Source organism: Agromyces sp. MMS24-K17 (assembly GCF_043950245.1).
Lineage (GTDB): Bacteria > Actinomycetota > Actinomycetes > Actinomycetales > Microbacteriaceae > Agromyces.
This window is the reverse complement of record NZ_CP171640.1, coordinates 3,710,754-3,734,342: the sequence shown is the minus strand read 5'-3', so window position 1 is coordinate 3,734,342 and position 23,589 is coordinate 3,710,754. Positions and strand designations below refer to the sequence as shown.

Annotated in this window: 21 protein-coding genes and 1 tRNA gene; 11 read left to right on the top strand and 11 right to left on the bottom strand. The window is 73.9% G+C overall.

What is annotated here, in order from left to right; genetic code table 11:
• Positions 1 to 51: 51 nt before the first annotated feature.
• From ACGGZK_RS17145 to ACGGZK_RS17135, 3 genes are all read left to right on the top strand, one after another.
• Complete coding sequence (locus ACGGZK_RS17145; RefSeq protein ID WP_395243829.1) at positions 52 to 1,239, top strand: DNA polymerase III subunit delta'; 1,188 nt, start codon at positions 52 to 54, stop codon at positions 1,237 to 1,239.
• A 95-nt stretch (positions 1,240 to 1,334) separates the two neighbouring features.
• Entirely contained in the window at positions 1,335 to 2,837 is a 1,503-nt protein-coding gene (locus ACGGZK_RS17140; protein ID WP_395243828.1) for an alpha/beta hydrolase, read from the top strand.
• A gap of 85 nt (positions 2,838 to 2,922) precedes the next feature.
• Positions 2,923 to 2,998: transfer RNA gene (locus ACGGZK_RS17135), tRNA-Thr, on the top strand.
• Positions 2,999 to 3,097: 99 nt separating this feature from the next.
• Here ACGGZK_RS17135 and ACGGZK_RS17130 read toward each other — a convergent pair.
• Positions 3,098 to 3,916 carry a GDSL-type esterase/lipase family protein gene (locus tag ACGGZK_RS17130; protein ID WP_395243827.1) on the bottom strand — a complete coding sequence of 273 codons (819 nt, stop codon included), beginning with the start codon at positions 3,914 to 3,916 and terminating at the stop codon, positions 3,098 to 3,100.
• A gap of 76 nt (positions 3,917 to 3,992) precedes the next feature.
• Between ACGGZK_RS17130 and ACGGZK_RS17125 the strand changes: the two genes are divergently transcribed.
• The 5 genes from ACGGZK_RS17125 (at position 3,993) to ACGGZK_RS17105 (ending at position 8,798) form a co-directional block, all read left to right on the top strand.
• Complete coding sequence (locus tag ACGGZK_RS17125) at positions 3,993 to 4,976, top strand: Gfo/Idh/MocA family protein (protein ID WP_395243826.1); 984 nt, start codon at positions 3,993 to 3,995, stop codon at positions 4,974 to 4,976.
• A gap of 199 nt (positions 4,977 to 5,175) precedes the next feature.
• The gene (locus tag ACGGZK_RS17120) at positions 5,176 to 6,897 is read left to right on the top strand and encodes a D-alanyl-D-alanine carboxypeptidase/D-alanyl-D-alanine-endopeptidase (RefSeq protein WP_395243825.1); all 1,722 of its coding nucleotides are present in this window, start codon (positions 5,176 to 5,178) and stop codon (positions 6,895 to 6,897) included.
• A 115-nt stretch (positions 6,898 to 7,012) separates the two neighbouring features.
• On the top strand, positions 7,013 to 7,600 hold the full coding sequence (locus tag ACGGZK_RS17115; RefSeq protein ID WP_395243824.1) for an isochorismatase family protein: 588 nt from the start codon (positions 7,013 to 7,015) through the stop codon (positions 7,598 to 7,600).
• A 20-nt stretch (positions 7,601 to 7,620) separates the two neighbouring features.
• Positions 7,621 to 7,926, top strand: a complete 306-nt coding sequence (locus ACGGZK_RS17110; protein ID WP_395243823.1) for a hypothetical protein — start codon at positions 7,621 to 7,623, stop codon at positions 7,924 to 7,926.
• 80 nt (positions 7,927 to 8,006) lie between these two features.
• Entirely contained in the window at positions 8,007 to 8,798 is a 792-nt protein-coding gene (locus ACGGZK_RS17105; RefSeq protein ID WP_395243822.1) for an SDR family NAD(P)-dependent oxidoreductase, read from the top strand.
• Between the two features lie 24 nt (positions 8,799 to 8,822).
• On the opposite strand, the gene ACGGZK_RS17100 is transcribed toward ACGGZK_RS17105, so the two are convergent.
• From ACGGZK_RS17100 to ACGGZK_RS17090, 3 genes are all read right to left on the bottom strand, one after another.
• Positions 8,823 to 9,845, bottom strand: coding sequence for a permease prefix domain 1-containing protein (locus tag ACGGZK_RS17100; protein WP_395243821.1), 1,023 nt, complete (start codon positions 9,843 to 9,845; stop codon positions 8,823 to 8,825).
• The gene (locus ACGGZK_RS17095) at positions 9,842 to 10,183 is read right to left on the bottom strand and encodes a PadR family transcriptional regulator (protein WP_395243820.1); all 342 of its coding nucleotides are present in this window, start codon (positions 10,181 to 10,183) and stop codon (positions 9,842 to 9,844) included. The genes ACGGZK_RS17100 and ACGGZK_RS17095 overlap by 4 nt, the downstream gene beginning before the upstream one ends.
• Before the next feature lie 70 nt (positions 10,184 to 10,253).
• A complete protein-coding gene (locus ACGGZK_RS17090; protein ID WP_395243819.1) occupies positions 10,254 to 11,696 on the bottom strand; it encodes a helix-turn-helix domain-containing protein in 1,443 nt (480 codons plus the stop codon).
• Between the two features lie 128 nt (positions 11,697 to 11,824).
• Here ACGGZK_RS17090 and ACGGZK_RS17085 point away from each other — a divergent pair, with 128 nt between their 5' ends.
• From ACGGZK_RS17085 to ACGGZK_RS17075, 3 genes are all read left to right on the top strand, one after another.
• On the top strand, positions 11,825 to 13,687 hold the full coding sequence (locus ACGGZK_RS17085; protein ID WP_395243818.1) for a phosphoenolpyruvate carboxykinase (GTP): 1,863 nt from the start codon (positions 11,825 to 11,827) through the stop codon (positions 13,685 to 13,687).
• Positions 13,688 to 13,880: 193 nt separating this feature from the next.
• Entirely contained in the window at positions 13,881 to 14,267 is a 387-nt protein-coding gene (locus tag ACGGZK_RS17080; RefSeq protein ID WP_395243817.1) for a DUF1622 domain-containing protein, read from the top strand.
• Positions 14,268 to 14,329: 62 nt separating this feature from the next.
• Positions 14,330 to 14,515, top strand: a complete 186-nt coding sequence (locus ACGGZK_RS17075; RefSeq protein WP_395243816.1) for a hypothetical protein — start codon at positions 14,330 to 14,332, stop codon at positions 14,513 to 14,515.
• 24 nt (positions 14,516 to 14,539) lie between these two features.
• Here ACGGZK_RS17075 and ACGGZK_RS17070 read toward each other — a convergent pair whose 3' ends face one another.
• From ACGGZK_RS17070 to ACGGZK_RS17040, 7 genes are all read right to left on the bottom strand, one after another.
• Positions 14,540 to 15,016 carry a 2'-5' RNA ligase family protein gene (locus ACGGZK_RS17070; RefSeq protein WP_395243815.1) on the bottom strand — a complete coding sequence of 159 codons (477 nt, stop codon included), beginning with the start codon at positions 15,014 to 15,016 and terminating at the stop codon, positions 14,540 to 14,542.
• 139 nt (positions 15,017 to 15,155) lie between these two features.
• On the bottom strand, positions 15,156 to 15,791 hold the full coding sequence (locus tag ACGGZK_RS17065) for a TetR/AcrR family transcriptional regulator (RefSeq protein ID WP_395243814.1): 636 nt from the start codon (positions 15,789 to 15,791) through the stop codon (positions 15,156 to 15,158).
• The gene (locus tag ACGGZK_RS17060) at positions 15,791 to 18,766 is read right to left on the bottom strand and encodes an aminotransferase (protein WP_395243813.1); all 2,976 of its coding nucleotides are present in this window, start codon (positions 18,764 to 18,766) and stop codon (positions 15,791 to 15,793) included. Before ACGGZK_RS17060 ends, ACGGZK_RS17065 begins: the two co-directional genes overlap by 1 nt.
• A 36-nt stretch (positions 18,767 to 18,802) precedes the next feature.
• A complete protein-coding gene (gene gabT, locus ACGGZK_RS17055) occupies positions 18,803 to 20,134 on the bottom strand; it encodes a 4-aminobutyrate--2-oxoglutarate transaminase (protein WP_395243812.1) in 1,332 nt (443 codons plus the stop codon).
• Positions 20,135 to 20,327: 193 nt separating this feature from the next.
• A complete protein-coding gene (locus ACGGZK_RS17050; RefSeq protein ID WP_395243811.1) occupies positions 20,328 to 21,131 on the bottom strand; it encodes a hypothetical protein in 804 nt (267 codons plus the stop codon).
• 178 nt (positions 21,132 to 21,309) lie between these two features.
• Positions 21,310 to 23,277, bottom strand: a complete 1,968-nt coding sequence (locus ACGGZK_RS17045) for an ABC transporter ATP-binding protein (RefSeq protein WP_395243810.1) — start codon at positions 23,275 to 23,277, stop codon at positions 21,310 to 21,312.
• 74 nt (positions 23,278 to 23,351) lie between these two features.
• The gene (locus ACGGZK_RS17040; RefSeq protein WP_395243809.1) at positions 23,352 to 23,579 is read right to left on the bottom strand and encodes a hypothetical protein; all 228 of its coding nucleotides are present in this window, start codon (positions 23,577 to 23,579) and stop codon (positions 23,352 to 23,354) included.
• Positions 23,580 to 23,589: the final 10 nt, after the last annotated feature.

The window sequence follows — 23,589 nt, the reverse complement described above, 5'->3', positions numbered from 1 at the left end:
CGGGGTGCCGGCGGGCTCGTTCGCGTCGGCGGGCGCGGGTAGCGTGGTCGCGTGAGCGTGTGGAGCGAGCTGACCGGTCAGCGGGCGGCGATCGAGCTGTTCCGCGAGGCGGCGCGCGCCTCGGTCGACCCGGCCGGCGGCGTGGCGGGTTCCGGGCAGCGGATGACCCACTCCTGGCTCGTGACGGGCCCGCCCGGCTCGGGCCGATCCAACCTCGCCTACGCGTTCGCCACCGCGCTGATCGCGGGCGACCCCGACGGCGACGAGACGACTCGCATCCAGGTCGAGGCGCGAAGCCACCCCGACCTGCACGTGCTCGCGACGGAGGGCGTCATCATCAAGCGCGACGACGTCCGCGACATCGTGAAGCGCTCGCACTACGCGCCGTCGGTCGGCGCCCACCGCGTCATCATCGTCGAGGACGCCGATCGCATGACCGAGCAGACCTCGAACTTCCTCCTCAAGGAGCTCGAGGAGCCGCCCGAGCGCACCGTCTGGATCCTGTGCGCCCCGAGCGACGCCGACCTCATCCCGACCATCCGCTCGCGCGTGCGCACCGTGCGGCTGCAGGTGCCGTCGGTGGCCGACGTCGCCGAGCTCCTCGAGCGTCGCGACGGAGTCGATCCCGTGCTGGCCGAGCGCGCCGCGCGCGAGTCGCAGAGCCACATCGGCATGGCCCATCGGCTCGCCACCAGCGCCGACGCGCGGGCGCGCCGCGAGGAGACCCTCCGGCTCGCGCTCGGCGTGCGGTCGGCGTCGTCGGCCGTCGCCACGGCGGCGCGCCTGCTCGAACTCGCCGGCGACGACGCGAAGGCGATCACCGCCCTGCGCGACCAGGAGGAGCGCGAGCACGCGCTCCGCTCGCTCGGGCTCGCGCCGGGCCAGGCCGTGCCGGCGGCGCTCCGCGGCCAGATCAAGGCCCTCGAGGACGACCAGAAGCGCCGGGCGACGCGAAGCCTCCGCGACGGCATCGACCGCATCCTCGTCGACCTCGCCTCGCTCTTCCGCGACGTGCTCGTCGTGCAGCTCGGCGCCGACGTGCCGCTCGTCAACCGCGAACTCGGCGACGAGCTCGACCGCGCCGCCGCGGCGGCGACCCCGGCTGCGACGCTCGCCACGCTCGACGCGATCCAGATCGCCCGCACGCGCATCGAGGGCAACGTGCAGCCCACGCTCGCGATCGAGGCGATGCTCGTCGCGGCCATCCGCCGACCCACCCCGATCCGAGGAGCCGCATGATCGCCCGTCGCCCCGCCACCCGGCCGTCCCGACGACCCGGGGCCGTGGGCCCGCGCGGCGGGCGGGGCATCCGGAGCGTCCGTGCGGTCGGAGCCGTGGCCGCCGCGGTCGCGCTCGTCGCAGCGCTCGCCGGGTGCGTGCCGAACCTCCTCCAGCCGGCGCCCGTGCACACCTCCACGCCGACCGGAGAGCAGGTCTCGCCCGAGCTCGAGCCGTTCTACACGCAGGTGCTCGAGTGGGAGCAGTGCGGCGACCGGCTCGGCTGCGCCACCGCGAAGGCTCCGCTCGACTGGGACGACCCGGCCGCCGGCGAGATCGACCTGGCGCTCGTGCGCCACGTCGCCACGGGGGAGCGGCTCGGGTCGCTCCTGGTGAACCCGGGCGGCCCGGGCGGATCGGGCTACGACTTCATCCACGACTCGCTCGACTACGCCGTCGGGCAGCCGCTCCAGGAGCACTTCGACGTCGTCGGGTTCGACCCGCGCGGCGTCGGCCGGTCGTCGGCGGTCGCCTGCTACGACCCGGCGCAGATGGACGAGTACCTGTACGGCATCAATCCCTACGAGCGGGGCACCGCCCCGTGGATGGACGAGGTCGCCAAGAACGCCTCCGACTTCGGCCAGGCCTGCGCCGAGAACACCGGCGACCTGCTCGGGAACGTCGACACCGTGAGCGCGGCACGCGACCTCGACCTGCTCCGCGCCGTCCTCGGCGACGAGCAGCTCAACTACCTCGGCTACTCGTACGGCACGTTCCTCGGCGCCACGTACGCCGACCTGTACCCCGACAAGGTCGGCCGGCTCGTGCTCGACGGCGCCCTCGACCCGTCGGCCAGCGAGACCGAGGTCTCCGAGGCACAGGCGGTCGGCTTCGAGCAGGCGCTCCGCGCCTACCTCGAGGACTGCCTCTCGGGTACCGACTGCCCCTTCGACGACGGCGTCGAGGACGCCATGGCCGAGATCAGCGACCTCATCGCCTCGGTCGACGCCAGCCCGCTCCAGGGCAGCGACGGGCGACAGGTCGGCGCCGACACGTTCATCACCGCGATCGTGTACCCGCTGTACAGCCCCGATGCGTGGTCGTACCTCGACGACCTCTTCTCGTCGGTGATGCTCGGCGACGCCGACTTCGCGCTCACGCTCGCCGACGCCTACAACGGGCGCAGCGACGACGGCACCTACCTCGACAACTCGACCGAGGCGTTCCGTGCGGTCAACTGCCTCGACTACACCTACCAGAACGACCCGGGCGTGATGGTCGAGAAGGCGGCGCAGATCGCCGAGGCGGCCCCCGTGATCGGGCCGTACTTCGGCTACGGCGACCTCGCGTGCATGAACTGGCCCGTTCCGAGCGAGGCCGAGCGCACCGAGATCCACGCGACCGGCGCGGCCCCGATCCTCGTGGTCGGCACGACCGGCGACCCGGCGACGCCGTACCAGTGGGCCGTCGCCCTCGCCGAGCAGCTCGACAGCGGCGTGCTCGTGAGCTTCGACGGCGAGGGACACACCGCCTACAACAAGTCGAACGCCTGCGTGAACGACGCCGTCGAGTCGTACTTCATCGACGGCACGGTGCCCGCCGCCGACCCGAAGTGCTGACCCGGCGACGGGTCGACCACGTGGTCTGAACCGCTCGGGAAACCCGCTATGATTGGTGATCGTGCCAACCGGAAACGGATGCCACGCCGCCTTAGCTCAGTCGGCAGAGCGATTCACTCGTAATGAATAGGTCAAGGGTTCGATTCCCTTAGGCGGCTCCAGATGAAGGGCCGGATCCCATCGGGATCCGGCCCTTCGGCGTCTCGGCGGTTGCGGCTGGGTGTGCCGTGCGCCGCCGGCGCCCCCTCAGGAGGTCGGGGTCAGGACGCCAGCGCCGTCAGGATCACGTCGCGGTACGCGGCCTGGCCGGTGGCGGTCGGGTGGAGGAACGAGATCGGGTCGGCGGGGTTCTCGCCCAGCCAGCTCGCGCCCGACCCGGCGCCATGGCCGAGGAAGGCGAGTTGCACGCTCGCGAGTTCGACGTCGACGCCCGCGAGGGCAGCGGCCTGGACGGCGCCGGCGATCTGTGCGTCGAGCAGCCCGGTCGCGAGGTTCAGCTGGTCGCCGATGGCGCCGGCCGCACCGGGTGCGAACGGCAGCGGATAGTCGGTGACGACGAGGTGCGCCCGTGGCGATCGTGCGGCCGCATCGAGGAGCAGCGCGGTGAGGGCGGTGCCGACCTGGCCCGACTGGAGCACGCCCATCGCAGTCTGGATCGCGATGGCGCACGCGGGCGACGCCGGTGCAGGCAGGCAGGCGGCGGCGACGTCGCCGACGCCGACGTCGTTCGCGCCGACGGTGAGCGTGATGAGCGTGGTGCCGCGGTTCACCTGGGCGAGTTGGCTCGCCGAGACCGCACCGACGGTCGCGCCGGAGCAGGCCGCGGTGCGGAGCAGGTTCGTGCGCGGCTCGGCGTCGAGGAGCACGGGGTAGGCTGTGGCGCTGCGCAGGCAGCCGTCGAGCGGGACGCCGCTGCCCTGGCCGGCCGCGTACGAGTCGCCGAGGGCGACGTACTTCGCGACGGGCTGCTCGGGCGGTGCGGCGACGGCGGGCGTGGCGATCCCGACGGGGATCGCGAGGGCGGCGAGCACGGCGAGGAGGCCGAGCCGTCGTCCCATTCGGGTTGGGAGTGCCGACATGGCCACACTGTAGCCTCGAGCTGAGGAATCCCCACGTCCCCGTCCGGGTGTCACCCCGAACGCTAGGCTTCTCGCCATGACCGACGGACTGCGCTGGGGCATCCTGGCGACGGGCGGAATCGCCCATGCCTTCACCAACGACCTCAAGCTGAACGGCTTCGACGTGCGAGCGGTCGGCTCGCGCCGCCGGGAGGCGGCCGAGGCGTTCGCGACCGAGTTCGACATCCCGAACGTGCACGACAGCTACGAGGCGCTCGCCGCCGACCCCGAGGTCGACGTGATCTACGTGTCGACGCCGCATCCGTTCCATGCCGAGAACGCGACGCTCGCACTCGAGGGCGGCAAGCACGTGCTCGTCGAGAAGCCGTTCACCCTCAATCGCGCGGAGGCCCAGGCCGTCGCCGACCTGGCCGCCGAGCGCGGCCTGGCCGTGCTCGAGGCGATGTGGACCCGCTACCTGCCGCACATGGTCCGCATCCGCGAGATCATCGCCGAGGGCGCGCTCGGCGACGTGCGCACCCTGCTCGCCGACCACACGCAGAAGATCTCGAACGACCCGGCGCACCGGCTCAACGCGCTCGAACTCGGCGGCGGCGCCCTGCTCGACCTCGGCATCTACCCGGTCTCGTTCGCCTGGGACCTGTTCGGCGCGCCCGAGACGATCCAGGCGACCGCGACGTTCAAGCCGACCGGCGTCGACGCCCAGGTGGCGACCATCTTCGGCTACGCGGGCGGCCGGGTCGCGACGTCGCTGTCGGCCAGCGACACGAAGGGCCCCAACACCGCGAGCGTGATCGGCACGGAGGCTCGGATCGACATCGACGCGGTCTGGTACACGCCGACCACCTTCCGGGTCGTCTCGCACGACGGCTCGGTGCTCGAGGAGTTCGCCTCCGAGGTCACCGGCCGAGGCATGCACTTCCAGGCGGCCGCGCTCGAGCGGCTCGTGGCCGAGGGGAACCTCGGCGGCGACCTGCTGCCGATCGACGAGACCGTCGCCATCATGGGCACGCTCGACGACATCCGCGAGCGGATCGGCCTGCGCTACCCCGGCGAGTGACCGAGCGGGCGGCGGTGCGAGGACGGCGCGGCGTGCGGCGGCGGATGCCTCGCGCCGGCGCCCGGGCTCGCAGCGTTCGCACAGGAGCCTCGGCGGGCGCGCCCGGCGTGCATGGCTACAATGCCCGGATGATCCGCCCGGGTGCCGCCAGCGCTCGGGCGTGCCGCTGCCGCGGCCCCGCCGAGCCCCGCCAGGACCCATGACCGAGACACCGAAGCAGCCCGACCACGAGCCCGAGGGCTCCGACGCCGAGGACGCGATCGCCGCCTCCGAGGCGACGGCGCCCGACGCGACCGGCGCAGGCGCAGGCGCCGATGCCGACGCCGACGCCGACGCCGACGCCGATGCCGAGACGTCCGTCGTGCCCGTGGCCGACGCCGATGCCGAGACGTCCGTCCTGCCCGCGGCCGACGCCGAGGCCCCGACCTCCGTCCTGCCCGAGGCATCCGCCCCGCCCGCGGCACCCGGCGAGGCCGACGCATCCGCCACCCCCGCCCCAGGCGCCCGCTCCCGCCTCGCCGCGTTCGCCCGACGCCGCCGCGTGCCGCTCGCGATCGTCGGCGGCATGCTCGCGTTCGCGCTGCTCGGCACCGGTGCCGTGTTCGCCGGGGCCTCCGTCGCCGCGCCCGCGCCGACCGTCGCCGCGGTCGCCGACGTCGAGACCGAGACGGCGACGCCCACGCCGACCGGCCGGGCGACGCCCGCGGCGGCGGTCGCGGCCGGACGCATCCGCACCTGCTCGGTCGCCGACCGGGCCGCCGACGGCCGCCTCGGCGCCATGCAGGCGCAGGTCGTGAACGCCGCCACCGGCGAGGTGCTGTACGACCGCGGCGGCACGCAGCCGTCGCGCACGGCGAGCGTCATGAAGGTGCTGACCTCGGCCGCCGCGCTCAACGTGCTCGGGCCCGACTACCGTGCGACGACGACCGTCGTGAAGGGCAGCGAGCCCGGGTCGGTCGTGCTCGTCGGCGGCGGCGACGTCACCCTGTCGCGCACGCCGAGCGGCACCCAGACCGTGTACCCGGGCGCGGCCCACCTCGACGACCTCGCCGCGCAGGTGCGGGCGGCGTGGGCGGCCGACCCCTCGAACCCCCCGCTCACGAAGCTGATCCTCGACGCGTCGTACTTCGGCGGCGACGAGTGGCAGGCGAGCTGGGACACCGTCGAGCGCGAGGACGGCTACATGCCGAACATCGCGGCGCTCATGGTCGACGGCGACCGCGACAACCCGGCGAAGGAGACCTCATGGCGCAGCACCGACCCGATCGGGCGTGCGGGCGACGCGTTCGCGTCGGCGCTCGGCGGCATCTCGTCGGTCGAGCGCGGCACGGCGAGCGCCGGCGCGGCGCAGCTCGGCCAGGTGTCGTCGCCGACCGTCGCGCAGCTCGTCGACAAGGCGCTCGTCGTCTCCGACAACACGGTCGCCGAGATGCTCGCCCGCCTCGTGGCGATCAAGACCGGGTCGGGCAACACGTTCGACGCCATCAACGCGGGCGTGCTGCAGGGGCTCGGCGCCTACGGCATCGACACGGCCGGCATCCAGGTCGTCGACGGGTCGGGCCTGAGCGACTTCAACGCCGTGCCGCCGTCGTACCTGACGCGCCTGTTCGTGAAGATCAACGCCCGCGAGGGCAACCTCGGCGCGCTGATGGACGGCCTGCCGGTCTCGGGCCAGCGCGGGTCGCTGTCGTACAGCGATCGGTTCTCGGGAGACAACGCGGTGGCCGACGGCGCCGTGTCGGCGAAGACGGGCTGGATCAACACGGGCTACACGCTCTCCGGCGTGATCCGCGCGCAGGACGGGTCGACGCTGACCTTCGCGATCTACGCCCTCGGCGACGTCTCGGACGACGCGAAGCAGGCCATCGACACGCTGACCACGGGGTTCTTCCTCTGCGGAGACAACCTGTCGAACCAGTGACGGCGCCCGCGGGGCGCGCCACCCCCTGCCGCGCGCGCTCCCGCGCTGGGAGAATGGTCGGGATGCCCCGAGCCCGCGTCGCACGCGGGCCGAACCCGAGCGGAAGGCGGCCGACATGTCCCGAGCCATCCTGATCGTCGACGTGCAGAACGACTTCACCGAGGGCGGCGCGCTCGGCGTCGAGGGCGGCGCCGCGGTCGCCCGTCGCATCAGCGACCACCTGCTGACGCACGGCGAGGACTATGCGCTGGTCGTCGCGTCGCGCGACTGGCACGACGCCGACAACGACAACGGCGGCCACTTCGCCGACGCGCCCGACTTCGTCGACACCTGGCCGCCGCACTGCGTGTCGGGCACGGCGGGCGCCGAGTACCACCCCGACCTCGACACGTCGGCGGTCGACGTGCACGTGCGGAAGGGCATGGGCCGCCCGGCGTACTCGGTCTTCGAGGGCGAGGCCGAGGACGGCCGCCGGATCACCGAGGTGCTCGCCGAACGCGGCATCACCGAGGTCGACGTCGTCGGCCTCGCGACCGACTACTGCGTGCGGCAGACCGCGCTCGACGCGACCGCGCACGGCCAGCACGTGCGGGTGTTCACCGACCTCATCGCGGGGGTGCATCCCGAGCGCTCGGCCGAGGTGCTCGCGGAACTCGGGCACGCGGGCGTCACCGTCGTGTCGTCGGGCGACACGACCGCCTGAGCGACGGCAGAATGGGTCGGGTGAAGACGATCCAGTTGCGCCGCTACCGCCTGCACGAGGGCACCTACGACGACTTCCTCGCCTGGTGGGAGGGGTCGATGCCCGTGGTCCGGCCCGCGGCCGGGTTCGCCATCGAGTTCGCCTACGGCCTGCGTGAGACCAACGAGTTCGTGTGGGCGGTGAGCGCCCCCGGCGACCGCGAGGCGTTCCTCGCCCGCGAGGCGGAGTACCTCGCCTCGGACGCGCGCGCCGCGGTCTTCGACGGCGTGCCGCAGCGGGTGGCGGAGTACGTCATCGGCTTCGTCGACGACGCACCGGCCTTCTGAGCCGGGGGCCGACGGCCGCCGCACCGGAACGGGCCTCGGGCCCGCGCACGTCATCACTCGATGGAGAGGGAGGGACACGGATGGACCTGGACGGATCGGGTGCGCTCGTCACCGGCGGGGCCTCGGGCCTGGGCCGGGGGACTGCGGAGGTGCTCGCGGCCGCGGGCGCCGAGGTGGTGATCGTCGACCTGCCGGGCTCGCCCGGCGAGCAGGCGGCCGCGGAACTCGGCGACCGGGTGCGGTTCCGGGCGGCGGATGTCACGGACGAGGCATCCGTTCGCGCCGCGATCGACGCCCTGCAGGAGCGCGCACCGCTGCGCGTCGCGGTGAACTGCGCCGGCATCGCCACCGCCGGCCGGGTCGTCGGCCGTGACGGGCCGCTCGCGCTGGAGGCGTTCGAGCGGACCATCCGGGTGAACCTGATCGGCACCTTCAACGTCGCCCGCCTCGCGGCCGCCGCGATGGCCGCGAACGAGCCGGTCGTGCGGCAGGCGCTGCCCGGGGTGCCGGAGACGGCCGAGCGGGGCGTGATCGTGAACACCGCGTCGGTCGCGGCCTTCGACGGGCAGGTCGGCCAGGCCGCATACTCGGCGTCGAAGGGCGGCGTCGCGGCGATGACGCTGCCGCTCGCCCGCGACCTGTCGAAGCTGCTCGTGCGGGTCGTCACGATCGCGCCGGGCATCATGCGGACCCCGATGATGGCGGGCATGCCGGCCGACGTGCAGGCCTCGCTGGAGGCGCAGATCCCGCACCCGTCGCGGCTCGGCACGCCCGCCGAGTACGCCGCGCTCGTTCGCCACATCGTCGAGAACCCGCTGCTGAACGGCGAGGTGATCCGCCTCGACGGCGCGATCCGGATGCAGCCGAAGTAGCGGCATCCGGATCGCGCACGAGGCTCAGCGAGCTGCGCGCTGCGGGCTGCGGTTGCCCGGGAACGAGAGCGTGCCGCGGCCTCCGCCGCGCGCGGCCTTGATGATGCCGTCGATCGCGTCCCAGGCGCAGACGCCGACGATGCCGGCGACGAACAGCACCGAGAGCACCCACTCGGCGTCGGCGTCGAGGTGCGGCTCGACGAGTGCGACGAACTCGGGGCTCAGGAGCCGTCCCTCGATGAACAGCCAGACGACCGGGATCGCGAACGCGGCGTTCAGGACGACGTTGACGATCGCGTTCGCCCAGTTCCAATCGGCGCGGTAGATCCACACGGCGAACGCCGCCTCGAGGGCGATGAGCACGAGCAGGTAGGGCAGCCAGAACGACCACAGGTCGGGGTCGAGCAGCGGCACCGACGAGCGCTCGCCGCCGATCCACACGATGCCGAACTGCTGCCAGACGAGGAAGGCGGCGGCGATCGCGAGCCAGACCAGGCCGGCGACGAGGTCGCTGCGGCGATGCGGGCGGCGCAGCTCCGGCAGTTGCGGGAGCTGCTCGGGCGTCCAGCCGAGCGTGTCCGCCGCCTCCGTGGCCGAGCCCTTGCCCGGGTCGTAGCGCTCGATGAACGCGAACACCAGCGTCAGCCAGAACGCCAGCTGCACGGCCACCGAGATGCCGATGCCGATCGCCGAGCCGATGACCTCCCAGCCACCGCCGGAGATCACGAGCCCGAGCGCGGAGACGGCGGCGACGGTCGCCGGCACGAAGGATTCGAGGAAGACCAGGAGTCGCTTCCAGGTGAGGTAGTAGCGCGGCCCGATGAGCACGAGCGGGCGGTCGCTGTACGTCGCCGCGAGGGCTGCGGGATGGCCGAGCTCGACGAGGGCGTCGCGCTCGGCGGTCTCGGGCGTGGAGGCGCCGGACTCGACGCGGGCCTCGATCGTGTCGGCGATGCGCTCGGCGAGGTCGCGGGAGAGCTCCTCGCGCTGCGCGGCGGGGAGGCTGCGCGTCGCCGCGAAGAGGTAGCGGTCGGTGAGCTCGGTCATGATTCGTCTCCTGTGGTGAGGCCCGCGAGGGCGTCGTCGATGCGCCGCCAGTCGGCCATGAGGGCGATCGCGAGCGCGTCGCCGGTGGGGCTGGTGCGGTAGAACTTGCGGGGCCTGGCCTCGTCGGTGTTCCACTCGCTCGTGAGCAGGCCCTGCTTCTCGAGTCGGCGGAGCAGGGGGTAGAGGGTGTTGGCGTCGACGAGGATGCCGAGGCCGTTCAGCGATTCGAGCAGGGCGTAGCCGTAGTCGGGTGTGCGCAGCCGCACGAGGCAGGCGAGCACGACGGTGCCGCGGCGCAGCTCCTGCAGGTGCGCGGCGGTCGTCTCATCGAGGTCCATGTGCCACACGATACTGTGTGTCGCACACTATTGCAATGGTCACTTCATCGTGACGGATGCGCAATGGCGCCTACTGGCCCGCGTGCTGCTCCAGGAACGCGTAGACCTCCGCGTCGTCGACGCCGGGGAACGTGCCCGACGGCAGCGGCGAGAGCACGTGCGCGTGCAGCCGCGCACTCGGCCACGCCCGTCCGGCCCACTGCGACGACAGGTCGACCGGCGCCGCGCGGCAGCACGACTCGTCGGGGCAGCGCGACTCCGCCCGCACGGTCGTCTCGCGGCCGCGGAACCACTTCGCCTGCGCGAACGGCACGCCGATGCTGATGGAGAACTCCGCCGCGTCGGTGCGACCCGTCTGCGTCGCGCACCAGAAGGTGCCGGCCGGGGTGTCGGTGTACTGGTAGTTCTCGGTGGTGCGGTTCGTCTGGCCGAACGCCCGGCGGGCGCTCCACTTCTTGCAGACCCACTGGCCCTCGATCGAGCCGGTCACATCCGTCGGCAGCGGCAGGCCGTCGTTCTCGTATCCCTTCTGGAGCGCGCCGTCGCCGTTCACCCGCAGGAAGTGCATCGTCATGTCGAGCTCGGCCGTGCCGAGGTTGGTGAAGCGCAGCGCCGCGGCCTCGTGCGTCACGCCGAACGCGTCGCGGAAGTCCTCGATGGCGAGCCGCTTCTCCTTCTTGGCCTCCTGGAGGAACGCGACGGATGCCTCGCGCGGCATCAGGCACGCGGCCGCGAAGTAGTTGATCTCGAGCCGCTGCCAGAGGAACTCGTCGTAGCTGGCGGGCGGCGTGTGGCCGAGGAGCCGGTGCGCCATCGCCTGCAGGGCCATGGAGCGCAGGCCGTGGCCGCCGGGGATCGACGCCGGGGGCAGGTAGATGCGCCCGTTCTCGAGGTCGGTGATCGACCGGGTCGAGTCGGGGAGGTCGTCGACGTAGATGAGCTGGAAGCCGAGCTGCTCGGCCATCACGCTCACCTCGCGGTGGGTGAGCGCGCCCTGCCGGTGGCCCGCGGCGCGCACCCGTTCCTCGGCGAGCGCCTCGATCTCGGGGAGGAAGTTGCCGCGGGCGCGCATCCGCTCGCGGAGTTCGGTGTTCGCGCGACGCGCCTCCTCCGGGGTCGCGATGGCCTCGGTCGCGCGGCGCTGGAGCTCGCGGTGCAGTCCGAGCAGCGCCTCGATCGTCTCGTCGGGCAGGCCCCGGCTCGGTTTCACGGTCGGCAGCCCGAGCGCCTGATAGAGCGGGCTGGCCTGCGCGCGGCCGAGCTCGAGCTCGAGGGCGGCGCGCGGGCTCGGCGCCTCGCGGGCGAGCAGGTCGGAGAGGGCGACGCCGAGGGCGGCGGCGAGCGCGTCGAGCGTGGAGAGCTTCGGCTCGCGCTTGCCGTTCTCGATGAGCGAGAGCTGGCTGCCGGCGAGGCCCACCTGCTCGCCGAGCTGGTCGAGCGTGAGCGCGCGCTCGCCGCGGAAGTGGCGGATGCGGTGGCCGAGGGTCGCGAGATCGGGGCTGCCGGGATTCACGGCTTAACCATACTGAAAGAATCGCGATTCTTTACGTCCATTCTGCTCGAAGGAACCGACGCGATCGGCGCAGGCTGGAATCACCGACACCGACCGCCCACCCGGCGGCGCGAGCGAAAGGGAGCCCGATGACGATCTCCGACTTCACCACCGGCGACCCCGGCACCGACGCCGGCGAGCAGCCGGGCGCGCGCGGCACGACCGATCCGGCGCTCCGCGCCTGGGTGGCCGAGCTCGCCGGACTCACCCAGCCCGACCGCGTCGTCTGGTGCGACGGGTCGCTCCGCGAGGCCGACCTGCTCACGAAGGAACTCGTCGCCGAGGGGCGGCTCATCCGCCTGAACCCCGAGTGGCGACCCAACAGCTACCTCGCCCGCACCGATCCGTCGGACGTCGCCCGGGTCGAGGACCGCACCTTCATCTGCTCGACGTACGAGGAGGACGCCGGCCCCACGAACAACTGGCGCGACCCCCGCGAGATGCGCGAGGAGCTCCGCGACGTGTTCGAGGGCTCCATGAAGGGCCGCACGATGTACGTCGTGCCGTTCTCGATGGGCCCGCTCGGCGGGCCGATCAGCCAGCTCGGCGTCGAGATCACCGACTCGCCGTACGTCGTGCTCTCGATGGGGATCATGACGCGCATGGGCGAGCGCGTCCTGCGCCTCATCGAGGCCGGCGAGCCCTGGGTGCGCACCGTGCACTCGGTCGGCTACCCGCTCCGCGACGAGCGCGGCTTCGAGCGCGCCGACGCCGACTGGCCCTGCAACGACACGAAGTACATCGTGCAGTTCCCCGACTCGCGCGAGATCTGGTCGTACGGCTCGGGATACGGCGGCAACGCCCTGCTGGCGAAGAAGTGCTTCGCGCTGCGCATCGCGAGCGTGATGGCCCGCGACGAGGGATGGCTCGCCGAGCACATGCTCCTCATCAAGGTCACCTCGCCGGAAGGGAAGGCGTACCACGTGGCCGCCGCGTTCCCGTCGGCGTGCGGCAAGACGAACCTCGCCATGCTGCGCCCGACGATCCCCGGGTGGACCGTCGAGACGATCGGCGACGACATCGCGTGGATGCGGCCCGGCCCCGACGGCCGGCTCTACGCGATCAACCCCGAGGCGGGCTTCTTCGGCGTCGCGCCCGGCACCGGCGCGGCGACGAACCCCACCGCGGTGCAGACGCTCTGGGGCAACACGATCTTCACGAACGTCGCGCTCCGCGAGGACGGCGACGTCTGGTGGGAGGGCCTGACCGAGACCCCGCCGGCGCACCTGACCGACTGGCAGGGCAAGCCGTGGACGCCCGACAGCGGGCGTCCCGCAGCGCACCCGAACTCGCGGTTCACCGTCGCCGCAGCCCAGTGCCCGCAGATCGCCGACGACTGGGACGCCCACGACGGCGTGCCCATCGACGCCATCCTGTTCGGCGGACGCCGGGCGACGAACGTGCCGCTCGTCGCCGAGGCCCGCTCGTGGAAGCACGGCGTGTTCATGGGCGCCACCATCTCGTCGGAGCAGACGGCGGCCGCGGAGGGCACCGTCGGCGAACTCCGTCGCGACCCGTTCGCCATGCTGCCGTTCTGCGGCTACAACATGGCCGACTACTGGGGCCACTGGGTGAAGATGGGCCGGATCCTCGGCGAGCACGCCCCGAAGGTGTTCCAGGTGAACTGGTTCCGCAAGGGCGCCGACGGCGGGTTCCTCTGGCCGGGCTTCGGCGAGAACGCCCGCGTGCTCGAGTGGATCATCCGCCGCATCGAGGGCGACGCGGAGGCGACGGAGACCCCGATCGGACTCCTCCCCGCCGACGGCGCCCTCGACGTCGACGGGCTCGACCTGTCGGCGGAGGCGCTGGACCACCTCTTCGAGGTCGACCGCGACTCGTGGCTGGCGGAGTGCGACCTCACGCAGGACTACTTCGACCAGTTCGGCGATCGCGTGCCCGCGGCGCTCCGCGCCGAGCTCGCGAGCCTCCGGTACCACCTCGAGCGGGGATAGGGAACCACACGGCTCGAGGCGGCCGCTCCGGCGGCCCATCGGATGCCCCGGACGGCGTGCACGGGAAGGCGCGCCGGCCGGGGCATCCGGCTGTGCGGGGCGCCCGCCTGCCCGGGGCATCCGTCCGCCGCTGCCCGGCACGTCGCCCGTCCGCCGGAGGCGCGCGGCGCTAGCGTGACGCCGAGGGGGCGCGATGGACATCGACGAGGTCATCTCCACGGTCGGCCAGGTGATCGACGTGGTCGGCGTCATCGCGATCGTCGTCGGCGTACTGGCGGCGATGCTCGACGCGGCGGTGCGGGCGATGCGGCGCGCCGGGCCCGTGTACGACCGCTTCCGGCGGGTGCTCGGCCGGGCCATCCTCCTCGGGCTCGAGCTCCTCGTCGCGGCCGACATCATCAAGACCGTCGCGGTCACGCCCACGCTCGAGTCCGTGCTCGTGCTCGCGATCATCGTGCTCATCCGGACCTTCCTCAGCTGGTCGCTCGAGCTCGAGATCTCGGGCCGCTGGCCCTGGCAGAAGCGGGCCGACCGGCGCGCCGAGCGGGCCGACGCGGCGACGGCCGCCGACGCCGCCTGAGGCGGTCGCACGGCGGCACGGATCCGTTGCCGCGCACGGCCGCCGGGGGTACGGTGCGGCCCATGGACTGGTGGTGGAGCGTCCTCATCCTGGGAGGCGGGCTCATCGTCTTCGGCGTCGTCCTCGCGCGCCGGATCCGGCGCGATCGGGCATCCGGGACCGAGGGGCCCGACCTCTTCGACGACGTCGAGGCGCCGCGTCGACGCGACGATCCCGACGTCCGGGAGTGGGACCGGGGCTCGCACTGACGCCCCGCATCGCGCGGCCGCGGATCACGTGCCGAGCGGCCAGGCGGCGACGACGCGGCGGTGGTGCGCGCCCTCCGGCGGCCGGAGGTCGACGAGCGCGACCGTGCCGAGCACGATCCGATCGCCCGGACGCACCCGGCCGTGGTCCTTGCGCGTGACGTGCGGACGGTAGTCGGGGCGCGGATGCAGCTCGACGCCGGCGTGCTGCAGCGCGGCGATCGTTCGGCCGCGGAGCGCGGCGAGCTCCCCGCCGTCGACGACGAGCGTGACCGGTACGTCGTGGCGGCGCCCGAACATCGCCGGCTCGCCGCCTCGCGCGTGCAGGGCCCGGGCCTCGCGGCCGATGCCGTCGACCGAGCCGAGCACCGCCGCCACCTCCTCGGCGCCGAGCGACGTCGGGAACGGCTCGACGAGCGTCACGTGCAGCGGCCACCGCGCCGCTGCGAAGTCGTCGCCCTCGGTGAGCGCGACGAGCGGCAGCACGACGACGAAGCGCGCCATCCGGCGAGTCTAGCCACGCGCCGCGTCAGCCCGACCGCGTCTCGACGCGCCATCGCGATGCTGCGCGCGCGGACCCGAACTGCCGTTCCCTGCGCGTCGAGGCGACCATTCGCGTCCGCGCAGGGATTCGTCAGCCCGCTCAGCCGCCGAGCGCGCCCGCCGCGACGCCGAGCTCCCGCTCGACGGCGCCGAGCACGATGCCCGCGGCCGCCGGGTCGTGCCGGTCGTGCACGACCGACTGGGCGTTGAGCCCGTCGAGCAGGCCGATGACGAGCCACGCGACGGCGTCGGCGTCGACGGGCGCCGCCGCGCCATGGCCGGTGCTCCCGAACGCGCCGGAGGCGACGCCGTCGCGGATGATCCCGGCGACGAGCCCCTGCCACCCGTCGGCCACCCCGCGCACCGCCGCCGCGAGCGCGGGGTTGCGCCGGCCGAGGCTCCACGCGTCGACCCACACGGCGGTCACGTCGTCGCGGCCGGGGTCGAGGGCGGTTCGGATGAGCCGGGCGAGCCGGTCGATCGCAGGGTCGGAGTCGGGGCCCGCCACCCGGCGCACGTCGGCGAGCTCGTCGGCGGTGATCGATCGGAACGCGTCGGCGACGAGCCCGTCCATCCCGGGCGCGGGCGCGTAGTGCGCCACGAGCGCCGGGGCGACGCCGACCCGCGCCGCCACCGCCCGCAGGGTCACCGCGACGAGCCCGCCCTCGAGGGCGAGCGCCCGCGCCGCGGCGCGGATCTCGGCGGACCGCTCGGCCGCGGGCTTCCTGGCCGCCATCAGGCGAACCCCTCGGCGAGCACGCGGTCGAGGGCGGCGACGAACGCGTCGGCGGCGGCCTCGTCGAGGCAGAGCGGCGGCTTCACCTTGAGCACGTTCTTGTGGTCGCCCGTGGGCTGCTCGATCACCCCGAGGCCGAGCAGCCGGTCGCACACGGCACGCGCCTCGGCGGTCGCGGGCTCGAGGGTGCGCCGGTCGCGGACGAGCTCGACGCCCAGGTACAGCCCGACGCCGTGGACGGCGCCGATGAGCGGATGCCTCGTCGCGAGCTCCTCGAGCCCGGCCCTCAGGTGCGCGCCGACGACGGCGGCGTTGCGCTGCAGGCCCTCCTCCTCGATCACGTCGAGCACGGCGAGGCCCGCCGCGCAGGAGACCGGGCTCCCGCCGGTCGAGGAGAAGAACGGCCCCTCGGCGGCGAACCGGTCGGCGATCTCGCGGGTCGTGATCACCGCGCCGAGCGGCATGCCGTTGCCGATCGACTTCGCCACGGCGACGACGTCGGGCACGACGCCCTGCTGCTCGAACCCCCAGAACCAGTGTCCGAGCCGCCCGAAGCCGACCTGCACCTCGTCGGCGATCGCGAGGCCGCCGCCGCGGCGGATCGCCCCGTACACGTCCGCGAGGTACCCGTCGGGCAGCGGCACGGCGCCGGCGTTGCCGAACAGCGTCTCCGCGATGATCGCCGCCGGCGGCCGCCCGGCGGCGACGAGGGCGTCGATCGCGGCCACGGCCTCGGGCGCGTAGCGCGAGGCATCCGCCCCGGTGTGCCGCCCGCGGAACGCGTTGGGGGAGTCGAGCGGATGCACCCAGTCGGGCCGGGTGCCGAGCGCGTTCGGGTTGTCGGCGATCGAGGTGGAGACGGCGTCGCTGCCGACGGTCCAGCCGTGGTACGCCTCGGTGAGCGACACCACGTCGCGGTGGCCGGTCGCCGCGGTCGCGATGCGGATCGCCAGGTCGGTGGCCTCCGAGCCCGAGTTCACGAGGAACACGGTGTCGAGCGGGTCGGGCAGGAGCGCCGCCAGTCGTTCGGCGTACTCCGCGACCGCGCGGTAGTGGAACCGCGAGTTCGTGTTGAGCCGGCGCAGCTGCCGCGCGACCGCCTCGGTGACGCGGGGGTGCGCGTGCCCGACGGCGGTGACGTTGTTCACCATGTCGAGGTAGGCGCGCCCGTCGACGTCGACGAGGTGGTGCCGCCAACCGCGTTCGATCCGCGGCGGCCGGTCGTAGTAGTGCTCCTGCACCGCCGCGAAGCTGCGGTCGCGCCGGTCGAGCAGGGCGGCGGCGTCCTCGGCCGACGTGGCGCCGGCGGGGCGCGGGCCCGCCCAGGCGAGCCCGAGCAGCGGCCCGGGGTCGGCCGCGCGGGCGAGCCATCCGGCCGCGAGCGCGGCGGGCACGCGCGCGGGCACGTCGGCGCCCGGGGCGACCACCTGCACGCCCACGCGCTCGCCGGCGGCCGCCTCGGCGAGGTCGGCGCCCGCCGCGACGGTCGCGCCGTCGGCGACGTGCGCGTGCACGCCGCGCAGCACGAGGTCGGCGGATGCCCCGGCCAGTCGGAGCCCCCCGTCGACCAGGTGCACGGCGCCGGACCCCGGTGCGCGAAGCACCGTCGGCACCGCGACCCAGAGGTCGACGCCGGTGGCGATCGTGGCGGGCGCCTCGGCCGGGTGCGCCGGGCTCCCGTCGAGCCGCACCGCGCCGTAGCGGGTCGCGACCGCGGGCGCCGAGCGGCGCAGCAGGTCGTGGGCGACCCGGTCGGCGAGGCCGGCCTCGAGCCAGGCGCCGTCGTCGACCAGGTCGGACTCGACGTCGAGGTCGAGCCGGGCGGCCCCGGCGAGGTCGGCGACGGGCACCGCCTCGGCTTCGTCGTCGCCGCCGGGCGCGAACCGCGGCACGTCGACCCCGAGCGCGTCGGCGACGAGCGCCGTCATCACCGCGGTCGGCACCTCGACGGCGCGCTCGAAGCTGCGCAACTCGCCGCCCGCGCGCTCGGCGGCGTAGTCGTTCGACGCGTCGAGCACGAGCTGCTGGGCGCCCGAGGCCACGAGCACGGCGCCGCGCAGGACGACGAGCGGCCAGAGCGCGCGCACCTCGGCGGCCGTCAGCGGGTGCCGCGCGTGGAACGCGCGGATCGCGGGCAGCGTCGCGGCCGGGTCGACGTCGGCGTGGTGCAGCAGCCCGGCGATGAGGGTCGCGAGCTCGCCCACCGCCCACGACCGGGTCACGTCGCCGAAGTCGATGACCCCGTCGGGCAGGCCGGATGCCCCGCGCACGAGGTTGTCGTCGGTGAGGTCGAAGTGCCCGGCCTGCACCCGCAGCCCGTCGGCGACGGCCGACACCTCCGCCCACGCGGCGGCCGCCGCCGCCTCGACGCGGCAGCGCAGGCCGTCGGCCGCGTCGCCGCCGGGCAGGTGCGGGGCGAGCTCGGCCACGACCCGGTCGGCGTGGCGGAGGTCCCACTGCAGCACCCGGTCGAGGCCCGGCAGGTCGACGCCGGCGAGGGCCGCGCTCACCCGGCCGACGACGTCGCCCATCGCTGCGACCACGCGCGCGCCGAGCGCGCCGTCGCCGCTGAACGTGCCGCCGTCGAGGAACCGGATGACCCGGATCGCGAGCAGCCCCAGGCGGGTGTCGACGAGTTCGGCCGGCTGCGGCGCGGTCGACACCCGCAGGTCCGGATCGGCCGCGGCGACCGCCTCGGCGACGGCGTCCTGGGTGCGCACATCGTCGACGGTGAAGGCGGCTTTCGCCACCTTCAGCACGCCGACGGGCCGGCCCGGGGCATCCGACCGGCCCGGGGCATCCGCACCGGCCGCGGCGACCAGCAGGAAGTTCTGGTCCTGCTGACTGCCGAGCTCGCTCGCGACGGCCGCGAGGCCGAAGCGATCGCGGGCGATCGCCTCGGCCTCGGCCGTCGTGAGGGTGGGCACGGGCAGGCCGCCCGTGGCGAAGAAGTCGAACGCCGTCGTTGCGACCATGCCGTCCTCCGTGAGGTGGTGCCGTGGTGCGTCGGCCTAGGCCGCGCTCTGCCGGGCGAGCTCCTGCTCGATGACGGATGCCGCGTCGTCGACCAGCTCCTCGCTGATGACCACGCTCGGCAGGAAGCGGAGCACGCTGTCCCAGCTGCCCGCGTCGAGCACGATGACGCCGTTCGCGGCCGCGTGGCCGATGACCGCCTTCAGGGCCTCGGAGTTGGGCTCGCGGGTGCCGGGCTTGACGAGCTCGGCGCCCCACATCGCGCCCTTGCCCCGCACCTCGCCGACGACCGGGAACCGCTCGGCCCAGTCGCCGATGCGGGCCTGGAACGCCCGCTCGACGCGCTGCGCCTCGGCGATCAGGCCGTCGCGCTCGATGACCTCGAGCGTCGCGAGGGCGGCCGCCGTCGAGACGGGGTTGCCGCCGAACGTGCCGCCGATGCCGCCGGGCTGGACCGCGTCCATGATCTCGGCGCGGCCGGTGACCGCCGCGAGCGGGAAGCCGCCCGCGATGCCCTTCGCGCTCGTGACGAGGTCGGGCACGACGCCGAAGTGCTCGATCGAGTACCAGGCGCCCGTGCGGGCGATGCCGGCCTGGATCTCGTCGGCGACGAACACGATGCCGTGCTCGGTGCAGAACTCGCGCAGCGCCTCGAAGTAGCCGTCGCCCGGGATGACCACGCCGCCGTCGCCCTGGATCGGCTCGACGAACAGCGCCGCCAGCTCGGTCGCGCCGATGTGGGTCACGATGTAGTCGATCGTGCGGGCCGCCGCCTCGGCACCGGTCAGGCCGTCCTTGAAGGGATAGCTCGACGGCACGCTGTACAGCTCGCCGGGGAAGGGGCCCATGCCCGCGCGCTCCGGCCACGGGCGGTAGGTCATCGCCATGGTCAGGTTCGTGCGGCCGTGGAAGGCGTGGTCGAGCGAGGCGATCGCCCGGCGTCCGGTGTACTTGCGCGAGATCTTCACCGCGTTCTCGACCGCCTCGGCGCCCGAGTTCACGAGGATCGAGTGCTTCTCGAAGTCGCCGGGCGTGATCTCGGCGAGCTTCTCCGCCACGCGCACGTAGTTCTCGTACGGGGTGACGGTGAAGAGGGTGTGCGTGAGCTTCTGCGCCTGCGCGGCGGCCGCGGCGGCGACGTCGGGGTGGGCGTGGCCGATCGTGGTGACGCCGATGCCGCACCCGAGGTCGATCAGCCGGTTGCCGTCGACGTCGACCAGGATCGCGCCCGAGCCGTGGTCCATGAAGATGTCCGCGAGGGTGCCGGCGCCGCGGGAGACGCTCGCACGGCGGCGCTCGAGGAGCGCGCGGGAACGGGGGCCGGGAAGCTCGGTGACGAGATGACGCTGCTGGGGGACGGAGAACTCCATGCCCTCGACCCTAGCCGCGGGCGGGTTTCCGGGCGGTTTCGAGGAACGGTCGTCCGGCGCAGCGTTCCGGTGGTGCGCACCCGTCCGGCGCGAACCCGTCGTCGGGCATGACGACGGCCCGGGCCTGTTCCCCCGGAGGCCCGGGCCGACGTGTCGGTGGCGGCCGTGCGGCCGCGGTGGCGGACGGCGGTGCTCAGGCCGCCTCCTCGACGATCCGCAGCAGCGCCGCGGGCACGAAGCGGGTCTCGATCGTGCCGGTCGCGCCGGCGCCGGCCGGGCCAACCCACGCGCTCGAGCCCTCGTGCAGGCGCACCCAGCCGTCGCGGAACAGCACGTCGAGGCCGAGCACGAACGCGAGCGCCGGGGTGTCGCCGGCGGCGACGTCGAGCGAGCCCTCGATGACCTGGACGGCCTCGGCATCGGCGTCCTCGCGGCCCTGGACGCCCACGAGCGGCCGGGCGACCGGCGTCTGGAAGCCGGGGGCGTCGAACGGGCTCGCCGAGCCGGCGTCGGCGACGGCGCCGAAGTTCAGGCTCGTCGACACGAGGCTCGTCTCGGCCTGCCCGTCGAGCACGAGCCGGCTGCCGACGGCGAAGCGGTAGTACACGCGGCCGGCCTCGGTCGCCTGCGGCAGCACGGCGACGCTCACCCAGTTGCGCGACCAGGCGAGGGGAGCGCCCTCGCGGGTGGGCGGGTCGTAGAGGCTCGCGGTGACGCGCACGGCGCCGTCGGGGCGGGTCGGTGCGCTCTTCAGCGCCGTGCGCCGCTGGCCCTTCGGCGCGGTGTCGCGCACCGGCTCGAAGGCCGGCACGCGCTGCGGGCGCCAGCTGCGCAGCCAGTCGCGCAGGCGGGCCTGCACGGGGTCGAACCCGTCGCCGAGGGACTCGGCGGGCAGGGTGTCGCGAACGGTGATCGACCCGGTGTCGAGGGCGGCGATGAGCTCGCGCTTCGGCTCGGCGAACGGGGTGTCCACGCGGGTGGCGTCGATGAGGGTCATGGCGTTCTTCCGGTCTGGCCGGCGCGGCGGCCGGGGGATCAGCAGGTACGCCATCACGGTACGGATGCCCCGTCGGGCGGGGCATCCGTGGAGACACTGAGCATCGCTCGGGTCATGCCCTGAACCGGGGCGCGCCCCGCGGCGTGCCCCCGCGCGCCAAGGCGCTTCCCGGCTCGCCTCAGACCAGGAGCTGGTGCTCCGCGAGCTCGCGGTAGAGCGGCACCGTCTCGACGAGCTCGGCGTGCGTGCCCTGGCCGATGACCCGGCCCTGGTCGACGACGACGATGCGGTCGGAGTCGATGACCGTCGACAGCCGGTGCGCGATCACCACGAGCGTGCGGCCGGCGGCGACCGCGTCGATCGCCTCGCGCATCATGCGCTCGTTGACGCCGTCGAGCGACGACGTCGACTCGTCGAGCAGCAGGATCGGCGGGGCCGCGAGCAGCGCGCGGGCGATCGCGAGGCGCTGGCGCTCACCGCCCGAGAGCATGATGCCGTCCTCGCCGACCGGTGCCGACAGCCCGAGCGGGTCGCGCTCGAGCACGCCGCCGAGGTTCACGGCGCGCAGCACGTGCTCGCACTCGACGTCGGTCGCGTCGGGGCTGCCGAGCTTCAGGTTGTCGCGGATGGTGCCGGCCAGCACCGGGGCATCCTGTTCGACGTAGCCGATCTGCGAACGCAGCACCGTGCGCTCGAGCGAGCGGATGTCGAGCCCGCCCATGCGCACCGCGCCGACGCTCGGGTCGTAGAACCGCTCGATGAGCGAGAGGATCGTCGACTTGCCGGCGCCCGAGGGCCCGACGAGCGCGATGCGCTGCCCGCGCGGCACGCGGAACGAGATGCCGTGCAGCACCGGCTGGCGCTCGGTGACGTCGGGCTCGGGCCGGTGCTCGTCGGGGGAGTCGTTGCCGGGGTCGGCGGGGTCGTTCGGCGTGGTGCGCGCGTAGGCGAAGTGCACGTCGTCGAACTCGAGCGCCGGCGCGTCGGGCTGCATGCCCTCGTTCGCCGGACCGACCATGATCGCGTGCGGGGCGATGCGACGGTCGTCGGCGTCCTCGTCGGGCAGGTCGAGGATCTCCTCGATGCGCCCGAGCGCGCCGAGCGCCTGGTTGATCGCGATGAGGGCGCCGAGCATCTGGCCGAGCGGCATGATCATCATGAAGAGGAACAGGATGAACGAGACGAGGCTCGCGATCGTGATCGCGCCGCTCGCGACGCGGTAGCCGCCGACGCCGAGCACGACGAGGAACGACGCCTGCATCGCGATCGACGCGACCGGCACGACGAGGGCCGAGATCTTCGCGACCTTGACGCCCATCTCCCACGCGCCGACGGCCTCGGCCTCGGTCGCCTCGACCTCGCGGCGGGTGGCGCCGGCGGCGCGGATGGTGCGCACGGAGCTGATCGAGCGCTCGACGGCGGAGGCGAGCGAGCCGACCTTCGCCTGCGCCTGGTGCGAGGCGTCGCGGATGCGCAGGGAGAGCAGCGCCGCGCCGCCGACGGCGACGAACAGTACGAGCACGGTGAGGCCGAGCAGCACGGGGTCGATGACGATCATCGCGATGAGCGCGCCGAGGAACGTGACCGCGCCGCCGATCGCCTCGACGCCGCCCTGGGTGAGCACGGCGCGCAGCAGCGTCGTGTCGCTGCCGACGCGGGAGACGAGGTCGCCGGTGCGGCGGCTGTCGAACTCGGCGATGGGCAGGTTCAGGATGCGCGAGATGAGCCGCTTGCGGCTCGTGAGCACGATGCCCTCGCCGGTGCGCTGCAGGAGGTAGTGCTGGTAGCCGCTGAGCACGCCCTGCAGGATGAGCAGCACGGCGAGCAGCCAGACCAGGCCGCCGAGCGGCTGGCCCTCGCCGACGAGGGTGATCACCCGGCCGACGACGAGCGGCTGCGCCAGGCCGACGGCGGCGAGCACGAGCGAGAGGGCGAGCACGAAGGCGAGGATGCCCTTGTGCTCGGTGAGGTACGGGATGAGCTGGCGGACGGTCGCGCGCGGTCCGGCGGGTGCCTGGGACGCGCTGCGGCGGCCGAACGAGAACGAGGCGAGGGGGTTGCGGCGCTCGGGCTTCACGGCGCGGCGACCCGAGGAGGGGCGCCCGTCGAGGGCGCGTCGGGCGGCGCGGGTCTCGGTCTGGGTCATGTCACTTCCTGGTGTCGGGCCCCGTTCGGGGGGTGACGGGGCCGCATTGCAGCATACGTGGGGTCGGCTGTGACTCAGCCCCGGCCGTAGCGCTTGTGGACGGCCTGCTTCGACACCTCGAGCGCGAGCGCGATGAGCTGCCAGCTCGCGCCGGAGGCGCGGGCCCGGCGGACCGCGACGGCCTCGGCGCGGTCGAGTTCCCGCGTGAGCTCGGCGCGGGCGTGGCGGATGGCCCGGAGCGCGCGGTACGGGTCGTCGCCGTCTGCGGCGGCGATCGCGGTGCGGAGGGTGCGGTCGTCCATGGCGTCAACC